Source organism: Bacillus sp. Xin1, assembly GCF_013314535.1.
In the GTDB taxonomy this organism is placed as follows: domain Bacteria; phylum Bacillota; class Bacilli; order Bacillales; family Bacillaceae_G; genus Bacillus_A.
The window spans coordinates 1-14,088 of sequence record NZ_JABUAE010000039.1 but is presented as its reverse complement, the minus strand read 5'-3'; the positions used below and the strand labels follow the sequence as shown (position 1 = coordinate 14,088).

General features: G+C 31.9%; 20 protein-coding genes. 10 read left to right on the top strand and 10 right to left on the bottom strand.

Annotation, left to right across the window (positions count from 1 at the left end; all coding sequences use genetic code 11):
* Positions 1-67 precede the first annotated feature (67 nt).
* Both HRG09_RS23085 and HRG09_RS23080 read left to right on the top strand, forming a co-directional pair.
* The gene (locus tag HRG09_RS23085; protein ID WP_174103128.1) at positions 68-1,249 is read left to right on the top strand and encodes an FtsK/SpoIIIE domain-containing protein; all 1,182 of its coding nucleotides are present in this window, start codon (positions 68-70) and stop codon (positions 1,247-1,249) included.
* Entirely contained in the window at positions 1,188-1,805 is a 618-nt protein-coding gene (locus HRG09_RS23080) for a replication-relaxation family protein (RefSeq protein WP_174103127.1), read from the top strand. The genes HRG09_RS23085 and HRG09_RS23080 overlap by 62 nt, the downstream gene beginning before the upstream one ends.
* Before the next feature lies 1 nt (position 1,806).
* Here the strand turns inward: HRG09_RS23080 and HRG09_RS23075 are convergent, their stop codons facing one another.
* On the bottom strand, positions 1,807-2,031 hold the full coding sequence (locus tag HRG09_RS23075) for a helix-turn-helix domain-containing protein (protein WP_174103126.1): 225 nt from the start codon (positions 2,029-2,031) through the stop codon (positions 1,807-1,809).
* Between the two features lie 458 nt (positions 2,032-2,489).
* Here HRG09_RS23075 and HRG09_RS23070 point away from each other — a divergent pair, with 458 nt between their 5' ends.
* Together HRG09_RS23070 and HRG09_RS23065 are read left to right on the top strand one after the other, a co-directional pair.
* Positions 2,490-3,761, top strand: a complete 1,272-nt coding sequence (locus tag HRG09_RS23070) for a Y-family DNA polymerase (RefSeq protein WP_174103125.1) — start codon at positions 2,490-2,492, stop codon at positions 3,759-3,761.
* A gap of 12 nt (positions 3,762-3,773) precedes the next feature.
* Positions 3,774-4,103 carry a YolD-like family protein gene (locus tag HRG09_RS23065; RefSeq protein WP_174103154.1) on the top strand — a complete coding sequence of 110 codons (330 nt, stop codon included), beginning with the start codon at positions 3,774-3,776 and terminating at the stop codon, positions 4,101-4,103.
* Positions 4,104-4,385: 282 nt separating this feature from the next.
* Here the strand turns inward: HRG09_RS23065 and HRG09_RS23060 are convergent, their stop codons facing one another.
* The 5 genes from HRG09_RS23060 to HRG09_RS23040 form a co-directional block, all read right to left on the bottom strand.
* Complete coding sequence (locus HRG09_RS23060) at positions 4,386-4,685, bottom strand: hypothetical protein (RefSeq protein WP_174103124.1); 300 nt, start codon at positions 4,683-4,685, stop codon at positions 4,386-4,388.
* A 76-nt stretch (positions 4,686-4,761) separates the two neighbouring features.
* The gene (locus HRG09_RS23055) at positions 4,762-4,998 is read right to left on the bottom strand and encodes a DUF2187 family protein (RefSeq protein ID WP_097988992.1); all 237 of its coding nucleotides are present in this window, start codon (positions 4,996-4,998) and stop codon (positions 4,762-4,764) included.
* Between the two features lie 24 nt (positions 4,999-5,022).
* Complete coding sequence (locus HRG09_RS23050; protein ID WP_078211985.1) at positions 5,023-5,262, bottom strand: hypothetical protein; 240 nt, start codon at positions 5,260-5,262, stop codon at positions 5,023-5,025.
* A 23-nt stretch (positions 5,263-5,285) separates the two neighbouring features.
* On the bottom strand, positions 5,286-5,525 hold the full coding sequence (locus HRG09_RS23045) for a hypothetical protein (RefSeq protein WP_174103123.1): 240 nt from the start codon (positions 5,523-5,525) through the stop codon (positions 5,286-5,288).
* Between the two features lie 79 nt (positions 5,526-5,604).
* The gene (locus HRG09_RS23040) at positions 5,605-5,808 is read right to left on the bottom strand and encodes a helix-turn-helix domain-containing protein (protein ID WP_174103122.1); all 204 of its coding nucleotides are present in this window, start codon (positions 5,806-5,808) and stop codon (positions 5,605-5,607) included.
* A gap of 261 nt (positions 5,809-6,069) precedes the next feature.
* Between HRG09_RS23040 and HRG09_RS23035 the strand changes: the two genes are divergently transcribed.
* Positions 6,070-6,948, top strand: a complete 879-nt coding sequence (locus HRG09_RS23035; protein WP_174103121.1) for a ComEC/Rec2 family competence protein — start codon at positions 6,070-6,072, stop codon at positions 6,946-6,948.
* A gap of 44 nt (positions 6,949-6,992) precedes the next feature.
* The gene (locus HRG09_RS23030) at positions 6,993-7,727 is read left to right on the top strand and encodes a hypothetical protein (protein ID WP_174103120.1); all 735 of its coding nucleotides are present in this window, start codon (positions 6,993-6,995) and stop codon (positions 7,725-7,727) included.
* 534 nt (positions 7,728-8,261) lie between these two features.
* On the opposite strand, the gene HRG09_RS23025 is transcribed toward HRG09_RS23030, so the two are convergent.
* The gene (locus HRG09_RS23025) at positions 8,262-9,080 is read right to left on the bottom strand and encodes a YkgJ family cysteine cluster protein (protein WP_174103119.1); all 819 of its coding nucleotides are present in this window, start codon (positions 9,078-9,080) and stop codon (positions 8,262-8,264) included.
* Between the two features lie 19 nt (positions 9,081-9,099).
* Complete coding sequence (locus HRG09_RS23020) at positions 9,100-9,705, bottom strand: recombinase family protein (RefSeq protein WP_174103118.1); 606 nt, start codon at positions 9,703-9,705, stop codon at positions 9,100-9,102.
* 414 nt (positions 9,706-10,119) lie between these two features.
* On the opposite strand from HRG09_RS23020, the gene HRG09_RS23015 reads away from it, so the two are divergent.
* The 3 genes from HRG09_RS23015 to HRG09_RS23005 all read left to right on the top strand — a co-directional run bounded on the left by HRG09_RS23015 (position 10,120) and on the right by HRG09_RS23005 (position 12,270).
* On the top strand, positions 10,120-11,070 hold the full coding sequence (locus HRG09_RS23015) for a tyrosine-type recombinase/integrase (RefSeq protein ID WP_174103117.1): 951 nt from the start codon (positions 10,120-10,122) through the stop codon (positions 11,068-11,070).
* A gap of 210 nt (positions 11,071-11,280) precedes the next feature.
* Positions 11,281-11,469 (top strand): hypothetical protein, encoded by a 189-nt coding sequence (locus HRG09_RS23010; RefSeq protein ID WP_174103116.1) that lies wholly within the window; start codon positions 11,281-11,283, stop codon positions 11,467-11,469.
* A gap of 207 nt (positions 11,470-11,676) precedes the next feature.
* Complete coding sequence (locus HRG09_RS23005; protein ID WP_174103115.1) at positions 11,677-12,270, top strand: DUF4030 domain-containing protein; 594 nt, start codon at positions 11,677-11,679, stop codon at positions 12,268-12,270.
* A 114-nt stretch (positions 12,271-12,384) separates the two neighbouring features.
* On the opposite strand, the gene HRG09_RS23000 is transcribed toward HRG09_RS23005, so the two are convergent.
* Positions 12,385-12,990 (bottom strand): hypothetical protein, encoded by a 606-nt coding sequence (locus HRG09_RS23000; RefSeq protein ID WP_174103114.1) that lies wholly within the window; start codon positions 12,988-12,990, stop codon positions 12,385-12,387.
* Positions 12,991-13,218: 228 nt separating this feature from the next.
* Positions 13,219-13,560 carry a transposase gene (locus HRG09_RS22995; RefSeq protein ID WP_174103113.1) on the bottom strand — a complete coding sequence of 114 codons (342 nt, stop codon included), beginning with the start codon at positions 13,558-13,560 and terminating at the stop codon, positions 13,219-13,221.
* Positions 13,561-13,996: 436 nt separating this feature from the next.
* Between HRG09_RS22995 and HRG09_RS22990 the strand changes: the two genes are divergently transcribed.
* A partial coding sequence (locus HRG09_RS22990) for an HU family DNA-binding protein (RefSeq protein ID WP_174103112.1) occupies positions 13,997-14,088 on the top strand: 92 nt, incomplete at its 3' end.

Genomic DNA, 14,088 nt, shown 5'->3' with positions numbered 1-14,088 from the left:
GTGCGTTTTAATCTGTTTTTTCTAACCTTCCATACAGGCTCAACTACCTAAAGGAGGTATGGAGGATATGATATCGCTTTTATTAATACCAGCAACCTTTTTAACTGTTGCTTATTTTTATAAGGGAAAAGAAATGAGTGATAAGAAAAAAATCGCCACGTTTTTTGAAATTACAAAGATATGTGTTCAGCATAAAGGTGAATTACAATATCCCGTTTTTATAAAAGAAATGGAAGATGACATAAGCATGAATTATGTTTACAAGTTACCACTCGGCGTTCCAAGTCAGCTCATCAAAAAGTTAGCTGAAGTATTAGAAGAAGGACTATATAAACCTGTTAAAATATCGTTTCATCAAAGGGAACTTCATATTCGAGTATTTAAGCAACAAATACCGGAAATGTGGAATTGGTCTAAGGATCTACTAAAGGAGCACACATGGAGAGTTATGATGGGGAAATCGTTAGATAAAAACGTATATCATGATTTCGAGAATACACCGCACATGTGCGTAGCGGGTATGACACGTTTTGGAAAGACAGTATTCTTAAAAAATGTGATGACGAGTTTAATTTTACAACAACCTCGACACGTGAAGTTTTTTATTATTGATCTGAAGGAAGGATTAGAATTTAGTCCTTACAAGGATCTGTCTCAAGTAGTAGAAGTAGCTGAAAACTCGGAACAGGCGTTAGAGATGTTGGTGAGAGTACGTGAAAAGATGGTAAAACAGATTGAGATGATGAAAAAGTCCTATTTTACCAATGTTATAGATACATCAATTAGAGAGCGTTGTTTCATCATAGTAGATGAAGGAGCGAATCTTTGTCCGACACAAGGTTTACCTAAAAAACAACGGGATTTATTATTTATGTGTCAGGAGATGTTATCTGAAATCGCAAGAATTGGAGGTGGTTTAGGATTCCGGCTTATCTTTTGTACTCAGTATCCTACTTCTGATACTTTGCCGAGACAGATTAAACAAAATGCTGATGCAAAACTAGGTTTTCGATTACCAACAGCGGTTGCTTCACAAGTTGCTTTGGATGAACCAGGTCTTGAAGATCTGCCTTCTCTTCCAGGAAGAGCATTATTTAAAACTGATCGCACAGAGGAAGTTCAGGTACCTTATTTAAAGGATATGGACATGTGGGAATTACTGAAGCAATACAAGGTGGTGAAACAAAATGCGGCATCAAACACTCAAACAGAAAGCGAGACAAATCGAGATTTTATCCACTTTGAGTAAGTTAGATTTTGCAACTAGGAGGCAATTGCAAGCCATTCACTGTTTAGGAAGTATTCGAAATGCAAATCGTGTATTAAAGGATCTGACTTCATATTGTCACATCACAAAAATAGCTCGTGAACATGTATATTATTTAAATAAAAAAGGTCGTGATTTATTAGGAATCACAAGGACAGTAAAGAAAAATAGCCAATTACAGCATATATTAATGCGAAATGAAGCCTGGATGTGGCTAGGGTTTCCAGAATGGAAAACAGAACAAACGATAGAATTTTCAACCGGTGGTCAGCGATATCAAATCATTCCTGATGCAACCTATTTTGAAGATAAAGTCCCTCACTTTGTTGAAATAGATCGCATGCAACATATGAAAGCAAACGAACACAAAGTACAGTTATATGGCCATATAACAGATATCTATAAAAGACAGAATGCTATTGTTCCAGTAGTTATCTTTTTTACCTTATCAGACTATCGTCAATCTAAATTAGAACAATATGCTGTAAAGCAAAATGTGTTTATGAGAACATTTGTAATGGAAGATGTATTTAGTTAATTTATGCCCAAAAATCAGTAGAATCTATATTTTTACCGGTTAATTTCCTTAATGCTCTAATAATACGATTGGAATTCTTAGTTGTAGGTGATACGCTATCCAAACTACACAATCGACTTACGGTAGAACGGGTAACACCACTTTTTGAAGATAGCTCTTCTTGTGTGATTTTATGTTTGTCTAAAAAACGTCCTAAAGCTGATCTAGGTTTAGAATACCAATTCATTGAATTCACTTCCTTGTGTTTTTATCTACAGCATGTCCAATAATCCCATTTTTTAAAAGTCACTGAAAATAGGAATTTTATAAACAGTAGAGCATAGAATAATATAAAGAAAATCTAAAAAAATATGTAATAATTTTGAGGAATCTAGCATTCATAGTAATAGCTACAAGTTGCTGATACACTAACCTAATGGCAACTTGTTGCAACGAGTATTCCTATAAAATAAAAAGCTCAAACCCACTGGTACACAAGGGATTGAGCTTTTCTTAATTTATAAAGAAATGAAAATGAGTTTAATAAATTAAGAGATACTAAATTGTTCAGTGGTCGAATTTTGAAGAACTATATATAATTTCACGTACCATATTGGTATTAAAAATTATTTACAAAAAGATTGTATAAACCGAAAAACAAGGTTTATAATAAGAACAAACGTTCTGTTTATGGAGGGTAAAATGATGTTTGATTACTCGAAATGCATGAATCGCATGATATTTTGCATAGACCTTTGTTCATTCTTTGCCAGTTGTGCATGTGTTATGAGAGGTTTAGATCCATTGAAAGTGAAATTAGCTGTCGTTGGGGACGTGAATAGAAAGGGATCAATTGTGCTTGCTTGTACTCCCGAACTGAAAAGACTGGGCATTTCTACAGCAACCAGATTATACGAAATTCCAAAAGATCCAAACATCATTATTGTTAATGCAACTATGGGAAGGTTTGTTGAAATTTCTAATCAAATTACTGAAATATATACAAAGTATGTAGCGTTAGAAGATCTACACGTTTACTCAATTGATGAAGCATTCCTCGATTTTCAACAGACAGCGCATCTATTTGGACATGATCCAATTGTAATTGCTAAAAGGATTCAAAGAGAGATATATGATACTACTGGCATAACAGCATCCATCGGAATTGGGCCGAATTTGTTTCTTTCAAAAGTTGCTCTGGATGTGGAAAGTAAGTATTCCAAGTCTAGAATTGCATTGTGGACATACGAAGATGTCTCAAAGAAATTATGGAATATAAAGCCGCTTCAAAAAGTATGGGGAATCGGATCAGCTACTCAGGAAGCTTTACATGGCATGGGACTGTTTTCCTTACAGGATGTTACAAACACGCCAAAAGAGCGTTTAATCAAGCGATTTGGAAAGGTAAAAGGTGAAGAGTTACATCGTTATTCATTTGGTATCGATGAAAGCCGTATTGCTCATAAATACATACCTAAAAGTACGTCAATAACAAAAGGACAAATCTTATTAGAGGATTGTTATAGTCTCAATAAGTTGAAGTTGCTTATTTTAGAACAGATTGAGGAAACGTGTTTTCGTCTTCGATCTATGGATAAATGCTGTAGGACGGTTGAACTTGCTATAGGTTACAGTAAGTACATCGGTGGAGGGTTTAAGCGAGCAATTACATTAGATCAGCCGACATGCTTAACAGAAGATGTCTATGAGGCATCTTTACAACTATTAAGAAGATTCCATTCGGGTCATCCAGTACGACAAATACATATAACACTAAAGAATTTGACCAGGGATGATGCAATTCAAATGTCGTTGTTTGAAGATACTTCAAAAAAAGATACTCAAAGGAAATTAGCAAAGACAATGGACGGAATCCGGCATAGGTATGGTAAAAATTCAATTATGCGTGGTATTAGCTATATTCAAGGAGCTACACAACGTGATCGAAATAATAAAATTGGTGGACATAAAGCATAAGGAGGAATATATATCATGGACAGAGGTATGATGCGTTGGATGCCGTTCTCAGCAATAAAAGAACAATTTGAAGGATTAAATGAATTGTATGAAAAACAAAGCCATATTCCAATGCCGATTTTAGATGAACAGCAATTAGCTACTATAAACGATACTGTTTGCGAGGCAATGGCTACAAATAATCAAGTAAACATCTTATATCATAAACAGAATAAATTTTATCGTATCTCTGGTTATATTCATTATTATGATATGTCTTGTAATGAATTAAGAATAATGGGTGAAAATGAGAGAGTTAAATATATAAAATCTATGTGTATTGTCGATATAAAAATGCTTTAAAAAAGTTACATTGTGTTGATTTAGAATAAAGTTTACTCAAAAATGTTTTTGCAAACCCTTATTTAGTGAGAAGTAAAAATAAACCATTTTGAAAAAAGATTAATCAAAATGGTTTATTTTCTTTTTAAATGGACTCTCCGTTTTATAAATTAGTTTAATCAAAACTTATTTTGAATTCTTTGATTAAAGAGATAAAGCATCACATTTATTTATAAACACCATGCCTCTATTTCGAAACTCTTATTTAGTTGGGTTTTTAATAAAATAACGTTATTCTATTTGTTACACATTAATTTCAGCAACAATTAGTTTTCTTCCCTTTTTGCTATAGCCTGTTTCGAGAGAGAGTATCCAATCGTGAAGGTCGTTCCAATCATATCCCAGATTTAATAATTCGGCAGGGAATTTGTTTTCAAAGTCATCTCGCCAAGCATACATTCTTTCTAATGCATTATCTAACCTTCCAAATTTGTATAATGTAATGTTTTTCTTTTTTCCGTTATCTCTAAGTGCTTGTGTTAAATATACATAAAGCTTTCCTTTCGTTCGGTTAAATGTAAGAAATCCAATACTTCTTTTCAAACCGTCCCCTCCTATTCAGGTTCCGACCACAACGTAAAAAAGTGAATTGTGGTCGGAACTACATTTTAAGTATCTATTATGAAACTTGTTTTTTACGAACACGAACTTTTTTATAGCGACCATGTTTTACAACATGGCGAGTATCTATTTCTTTATATTTCTTAGTTTTAAGCATTTCCGAAATATCTACGATAATTGTATTCGTTAAAATATTTACTACATAACCAGTTAATTTGATTGAAGGATTCTTGCGATGCGGAAATTGAACAAAGTCACCAATTTTAATTGTTGGAACTGAAATAGTCTTTTCCATAAAAAAGCCTCCTAAACTGAAATATTATAGATTAACTTTTACTTTACTAATTATTTCTTTATCCTTTGAAAACTTATATGCTTTTATATATAGAACAAACAAATCTGCACTTAATGTGACAGTCATTCCATCTTTCATACGCTTTAAAATAATGAGATCTTGATTTTCTTGTTCAAACATCTTTGCATATCCTAATACTTGATACACTCGACCATCTTTCCTATGAATATAGAATTCACCACGTTTAGGTTTTGGTGCTATCACATCTATTCCTCCTCAAAATTTGTTTAAAATCCGTAGAGAAATCCGGCAATTAAATATGTAGCAACAATCATGAAAGTAGATAGTCCGAAAGTACCAAAGAACCAGAGTTGTGAGGAAATACAATAATCTATACCAAACCATTCACAAATGACGTTATATCGCTTTTTTAAAGCGCTTTTTATAGTAACGTTCATTTTTTCTTTTATCGTTAAATGTGTTAAAATATACTTGCTGTTAGGAGTTTTTAGATAGGTATTTTCCATCTAGAACCAACCTTTCTTTTATAATAGTGTACCTGGAAAAGCCCTTCTCTACTTGGCGGTGGTGGGGGCTTTTTCATGTTTATTTACGAGTCAGTCTATTCATGCCGTCACGTGTGACTAACCAGACTTTCCCGCTCTTCCTTGCTTCATTCTCAGAGAACTTTCCTCGGTTACACCATTTATTCACGGTGTTTTCCGCAAGTCCCCATAATTGTTCAGCTTCTCTTGTTGTATAAACAGAAAATAGAGGTTCACACAATTTTCCGTTTTTGATTTCGTCCATTACTTGTAATAAATCCCTCCTTTTCTTTGTTAAGTAAATTGTAGTACTAATTCGTCTTGTTTGCAAGACAAATTGGTTGGATTTATCCAGTTTTCGTTCGACAAAAAGTAACAGAATACAAAGGAGAATAAAAAAATAAATTCAATTAATATTGAAGATTAATATAAAAATATTCAGTTGGAAAAATTTTGTGTATAATTAACATTGAAATTAAATATTTCGAATGTTTAATTATAAATATCATGGATGGAGTGGCAGAATATGAGTATTATAAAATCATTTGCTGTTGGTAATGGGGATATGTTTTATATAAAACACAACTCTGATAATTTTAGCATTATAGATTGTTATATGTCCGATGATAATAGAGAGGATATTGTAGATGAAATTATAAATGCCTCTCGAGATAAAGAACTTACTAGATTTATATCAACGCATCCTGACGAAGATCATATATGTGGACTTTCATACCTTGATGAAAGAATTGGGATTGTAAACTTTTATTGTGTTAAAAATGAAGCAACAAAAAAAGATGAAACTGTTGATTTTAAAAAGTACTGTGAACTAAGGGATTCTGATAAAGCCTATTATCTTGAACAAGGTGGCAGACGAAAATGGATGAATCAAAGTGATGAAAAACGGGGAAGTTCTGGAATTAATATTTTATGGCCCAAAATAGATAATGAAATATTTCAAGATGCATTGGAAAAAGCGAAAAATGGAGAAAGTCCAAATAATATTTCAGCAATTTTAAAATACAGTTTAGAAAATGGTGTGAAAGTATTATGGATGGGTGATTTAGAAACGGATTTTATGGATGAAATTCAAGATGAAGTTGAATGGGGAGAAACTGATATATTATTTGCACCACATCATGGGAGAAAAAGTGGAAAAGTACCTAAAGAAATATTGAACAAATTAGAACCTAAACTTATTATTCTAGGAGAAGCTCCTTCGGAATACCTAGATTATTATAAAGGGTATAATACTATAACACAAAACTTAGCTGGGGAGATTACCCTTGAGTGTATAAGTGAAAAAGTACATGTTTATGTATCAAATGAAAATTATGATGTACTTTTTTTAGAAAATGAAGAACACAATTCATTGGATCACTATGTTGGGACGTTAAAATTGTAAAAACATATAGAGCTAAAGAAAAATATGTGTGGAGGAGAATAAAGTTGGAAGAACTGCTGTCCATATTTAGTAAATACGAATTAAAGGCTAGGGTTTTCCCTGCTTTTCTTGTTTTACTACCCATAGCTATTACTGTTCTCATTTGGTATCCGGAGCTTATAAGCATGAGTGGAAGTTTTTATCTAATACTTTTTATAGTGGCTATTTTATTTTTTTTAGCCAAAATATGTAGAGAAAGAGGAAAAAAGGTACAAACAAAGTTACTAAAGGAATGGGGGAATTTTCCTTCTACCCGTATGCTTCGACATAGCGACAATAGTATAGATCCTGTTACAAAGAAAAGATATCATATATATTTACAGAATAATGTTCCGGGTATAGAAATGCCAACGGCAGAACAAGAGTTAGAAAAGCCCGATTATTATGAGTATCAATATAATTCAGCTATAAAATGGCTTATTGAGAATACAAGAGACAATGACCACCTTTTACAAGATAATATTAATTATGGATTTAGTCGAAATTTACTAGGTATTAAATTCTTAGGAATTATATGTTGTGTTATAGCAATTCTAATAAATATTTTTGCTGCATACCAAAGTCATAGTTTAAATTTATTAGCTATTCCGTTAAAAATTTGGTTGTCTATATTAATGAATTGTTTGTTTTTACTATTGTGGATTTTTTACGTTAATAAAGATTATGTTAAGAGTTCTTCAGAAGCTTACGCAAGAACTTTATTATCGAACTGTGAAAACAATAGCCAAGATGCTTCATGATAATCGGTATAAACGTACTTTAAAAGCCGGTTCCATGTACACTAAGGAACTTAAAATAGGATATTGAGCTAATTTCTATTCATAATAAAGTAATTAGAAAAACAAAAAGAACTTGTAGAAATCACTACAAGTTCTTTTTGAGATAATGTTAATAAGGGACAAACAAACTATTTCAACAGACACAATAGGGAAACTACTTAATGTTTGGTGTGACAAGTTCAGTATATAACAAATATTAACATTTTAAGATTTTAATTTTGAATATTTTGTTAATCAAAAAATAGAACGATTTATTGTGTTTTTATCCCTTGAAAAATTCCATTTATTCATTTTTTATAAAACACTTTAAATCAATATCGATATGATAATAAATTAGTAAAAATATAGGTATAGGTAAATTCGTTTCTTATCTTTGTTTTTTTATATGTTTTTCATCAAAAAGGAGTCAAAACTGTCGCAGAAGACTATTTCTACGTCATTTTAATCCGAATGGCTCAAAAAAGAAGTAATTCTTGCCGTGCCCCCTAGAGATTATTAAGGCATTAATTCAGCAATTGTAATACTTCCTGGTTTTTTGTAAAAAAAGGATGGAACTAAAGAAGCGTAGACAGGTCTCCCCTTTTTGATGTTTTTATTGTGATAAATCTTAAACCAATATATGATTGGATAATCTCTTGGAAGGATTTCTTGTCCTTGATGTGTTGTTTTAAGCATTCTGTTTACTTCTGAGTCAGCGAGTTCAATTTCAGGTGTTTGCAATGCATTAACATGCACACTAGGAATATGTTCACAAACTGCTGATTCATGAGCACCTACCATTAATGAAAAAGTGTTATGAGTAGTGCCAAATGTTCTACAGATCATAGGTCTTTTATCGTACACTGTACAGGTTCCGGTACTTTCATCTAATAATAGACAAGGAAATGGAAATCTTTCTGTTTGTTGATATTGATCTACGTCTTTAAAGTCAACTCTTCTCTTATCTTGAAAACTTACATCTTCTTCCAACCTTTTGTATAATTCAGGATTACTAGTTTGTAATAAATCTAAATGTTTAAGTGCCGTTTTAAAAACAGTTTCAGCAAATTCTATTCCGATATTACGAATTTCTTCTAAAAGTAATTCAAATTCCAACATTGAAACGGAAAAAACATCATAACAGCAATTGAAACATCCTTTTCCACAAGGGTGATTTTCAAACTCTTTATGTGTAGCTTTGTAATCTGAAATGATGTTATCTATTTTAAAATATTTTTTATAAAGGTTTCCGATGTAACTATTTGGATCTACATCATCATGGCATTTTTTCTGTTTTTTTCCACTACCACAAAAACATAGTTCATTTCTACCCATCTTTTTCCCCCTCAATTTTTTATGCTTTATTTTCATGCCTCTTCACAAGTCGGTAAAATGTAGCTTTCGTTAGATTCGCTTGTTTCATCGCCTCAACAGCGGTTATCGTACCTGTTTTCCAAGTGTTATAAGCAGTGATAAATTCATCTGTAATTTCTGCCTTCGGTCTTCCGAGATGTTTTCCCTGTTTCTTAGCCAGATGTATGCCTTCTTGTTGTCGAACTTTTATCTTTGTTCGCTCTTCTTCAGCAAGCCACGAAAGAATTTGAAGTACCAGGTCTGTAATGAGATTTCCCAAGTTATCTTGATACTTAGTTGTATCTAATAAAGGCATATCAAGTACAACGATGTGGGCTTTAATATTTTTTGTAATATCCTTCCATTCATTTAAAATCGCTTCTTTGTTTCTCCCAAAACGATCTAATGATTGTACATATAAAATATCTCCTTCCCGTAACATCATTTTTACAAGTTGATATTTTTGGCGATTGAAATCTTTACCAGATTGTTTATCAATGAAAATATCTCTGTCATCAATACCAACTTGTTTCATCGCTTCTAGTTGTCTACCTTCGTTTTGATCTTTACTACTCACACGGATGTATCCGAATTTTCTGTTATTCAATGTATCAGAATCTCCTTCTCTTGATGTTTTATAATACATATTATAACAAAATAGTTCCAAAAGGTGTCTATTTTTTAAAGACGTTTCAAAAATGCATTTTTGAGGTTTTGGAACGTATATTTCATGTGGTTTTAATAGTATCAAAAGGTGTACCTTTTGGAACTTAAAACGAATTAGTAATAAATTTCTCAATATAGATATTGCTACTATTTTTAGCTATAATATTCAAAATTAACAGTTAATATAATATCATGAAAAAGTGATGGTTATCACTCCAATTGTTTCTCCTTATAGCATAGATAAGACCGAGTTCCTGGTCTTATCTTTTTTTTGCATATTTTTTAGTGGATGAACAGGTAGGTGGAATATGTGTAAAATTTGATATACTAAAAGAAAAATTAGGATGATAGGATTATGCCAACAACAGAATTCCAAGATACAGTACAACATTTTGCTTCCTTTTTACTAAATAAAGGGAGAAAGCCTTCCACAATTAAACGGTATGTTTATGATATAGAGGACTTTGGTCGCTGGTTGCAAAAATCTAAAAAACTCCCTCTACATAATCTATGGATGACGCTTGGTACAGAGGATTATGAAGCGTATTTCTATGATTTAAAACAGCAACGACAGTACTCTGATAAAACAATACATCGTGTCTATATTGTCTTAAATAGACTGTATCAGTATTTACAACTGCCAAATCCGTTAGATGAGATGCAATTGAGTATCCAACCAAATCGTGCGTTGCGTGATGAGGACTTTATCTCGAAAGAGGAAGAAAAAAGGTTACAGTATATTTTAACCTCATTGGACGGATTAACCGAGAGACAAAGTGCCGTTCGTCCTATACTTCAGGATCGAAACATTTCTATTATACATTTCCTTTTGAACTATGGACTATCACTCCAAGAGCTTGTGGGATTACAAATGAAGCATGTTCATTTTGAGAATAATACTCTCACAGTTCCAGGAATAACAGGAATAGAAAGAACGATTGTATTAAGTGAAGATGATAAAAAGCGATTATTTAGCTATTATAAAATCATTCCAGAACCTGTTCGTCCAAAATATTATAGTACCGATCCACTATTTGTGGCATTTGATTATACTCGAAATACATTTCGTTGGGTATATGAAAATGATGCACCAAAAGCTTTAACAGAAATTGCTGTCCAAAAAATGATCCGACTTGAAGTGGCAAGGGCTAACTTACGCAAAGGAATTTCATCACAGCATTTACGTAATACTTTCATTCTAAATCTAATTAGACAGCAATTATCAGAAGATGAAATTATAAAACAAGTAGGCTTTAGATCTAAACTTTCGTTAAAAAGATATTATGATTACATCAATCAAAAATAACGGAGGAAGACCGTGTGGAAAGAAATAAGAAACAGAAGCTACAGTACATGAGAGTATACACATTAAGGGATAGAAGTACAAAATCCATTCATGTTGAATCCTGGAGAACGTTTAAAGATGAAATGCGGGTTCTAGGTATAAAGGAATCGGATATTTTTCAAATTCAGCTTATAAAAAAGAAATGACAGAAAACGAAAGGAGTATGTTGTAATGAATAAAGTAGATGCCATTTTCCGCTTACTCATGGAAATGAAACTGGAACTAAAAGAAGTAAAAGAGCAAGTGGAACAAATGCATACATCGTTAAAAAACATAGAAGAGCAAAATCAAAAAAGAGAAATTCCTTCAACTGTTTCTAAGAAAAAACCTGATTGGAAATATCCGTCCAAAATGAAATAAAATTAATAACAGTCCCAATACAAATTAGGGAGTACGGTATTGCTATGTACATTGATTTTCATACCTGTAAAAATTAAGTGAAGGTTTTTCGTTTGCTTTGAAGAATACCTAACCAAATATGAAAATTAGATCGAGTACACTTTTATTATGTTTTTACCATCTAGAACTCAAATATATAACAAAGCATTTACGAGAAAGGAGATTGAAATGAAAAAAAGAAAAGGGGTAATTCTTCCTCTTGTATTAGCTATTTTATTAGGTGCATGTCAACAGAGCGATAAAGAAGAAGCAAAAAGTGAAGAAGAAAAAGTTATGGACACTATTGTGGAAACGGTAGATGAAAAGGACTTCCTTAGTGCCGCCATGAGCGATACACCAAGAACAGTAGACTTAGAAATAGCTGATACCGTAAATACAAGTAAGTTAAAAAAAGTGATTAACACTCAATTAAAGAATCAAGATGTTAGACCATATACAATTAATGTGAGTCAGAGAAATATGGACATTGTAAAGAAAGAGAGGCGATGGAGCGAAGTTTATAGTTCTATTTTTGATGAAGTGTTTACCAAAAATGGATACAAAGGTTTTGGAATTCGGCCAATTAATTTCGAATCGAACCAACCATTTATCCTTGCTATAAATTCTACTATACACAGTTCTGATCCACAGGCTAAAGAGTTAGGAAAGAAAATTGAAAAACAGATATCTGATTTACTTAAAACAAAGAAAGTAAAACAATGGATTGAAAATGACTCATATACTATTGAAATTTTTAGTCAAGATAAACAAAAACTCAACTAATATGTTAATACGGATACCTTAAATAAAAAGAGACGCTACTAAATTAAAAAGACTAGGAAAATAAATCCTAGTCTTTTTAACTTATACTATTTATTTCTATATTTGATAAAAAAATTACTTATAATATACTTGTCCACCTGATAATTTAACTGTTCCTCCACCATGATTTCTAAGTAAAAGTTTGTAATAATTATGCCATCCATCTGTAAGGTGGGAAATAGGAATGTTTAGCCCACCACTAAAAGAACCTCTAGGGACTACGTCTCCTTCATATACATCATCTCTATATACTTCTACTCCTAATCTGACTGTATTTGATGCTTCTACATGCACACTTTGAGGTCGATAAAAAGACCTTCCACTGTTGATCCATCTATATGAACTAAAACTAGTTGGTTGAAAATTATAAACATTCATAGCTAAAGGAGTTACAAGTGTCTCCTCTTTAAGTTTATTATCATTCGAACCAACTAAGGGATTAAGTACAAGAGACTGATTTAGTTTATCTATTTCCCCCTTAGTATAGGTTTTAATTAGATTTTTATCTTTGTCGTAAACATCAAAAATCGGTGTTTCACTACTCACTTCATTAATGTTTATACTTTCTGTAGATGCTGATATAGAAGAAGAGAAACTTTCACCATGTGCAACCGTTGAAGGCAAAATTATTCCGGCTGCTAACGCAAATATACCAGCCTTAGCTAGAAAATTCTTTTTCATCCCATCATCCTCCTATTGTGAAAAAATTGGAAATTCACCTCGCATCAATATCATATATTACAAGTGTCGCAAGTGTAAACGTATTTTCAGAATATTTTTTCAACTAAAGATTTTGGGAACATTTTTATGAAATGCACGAAAGTAATAGAGATAAGGGTTACAAGAGAAATTTTAAAAATTATGGGAACAAAAGTTTTTTTATAAAAAATAAAAAGAAGAACTCTGATTTTAAGGTTTCTTCTTTTCTAGTGTTTTCTGCTCTTGATTATTGGGTGTTTGTTCATCCCATTCTTTTTCTATTTTTCGAAACCATTTACCATTTTTACTTAAATAATATCTTTCCACTTCTCCATAGGGAATCCATATATCTTGCTCATGGATCTTATCCATTACAGCAAGAATAATTTCATCATGTTCATATTTTTTCGGCTTTCTATGATGAAATTGTACAAAAACACGAAATTCGCTACGTAACCAATTAGAGATTTTTTCTCTTTGTTGTTGACGTAGATGTGACCACTTTTTATTAAGCTGATGAATCTGACCATTTACTTTAATATGATTTTTCATCGCTACTCCTTTTTATAAATATTAAGTGGAATTCCTAGTGCAAATTAGGTAAGTTCTTATTTTATATGAATCTCATTTATACCTATCGTAGCATACAAAAATAAGAAAATATGCACCATTTAGCTGAGAAACTATCCAAATAATCATTTATATGCACCATAAACTCTAAATCTTTATCCAAAATAAATATTCTTAGCGTACAACCAATACATGCATTTGTGTCAAAAGTGTGTCTAAACGTACAAAATTCTCAAAATGATAAGGTGAGAGGAAACAGCCTTTAATGTACTTGAAAATGTATACTATTTTTTAGGTTTTAAATTTTTATATTTATTACGGTATGTGAAATTATTTGTGTTCTTTTTTAACTTGTTTGCTCTTTCTCAAAAAACGCACTATAATAACTTAAACATAGCGTATCATATTGAGGTTTATCATGAATAAAACAGAACTAATTAACCAAGTATCAGCGAAAACATCCCTGTCAAAAAAAGATGCAACTACATCTATACAGGCTATCCTAGACCG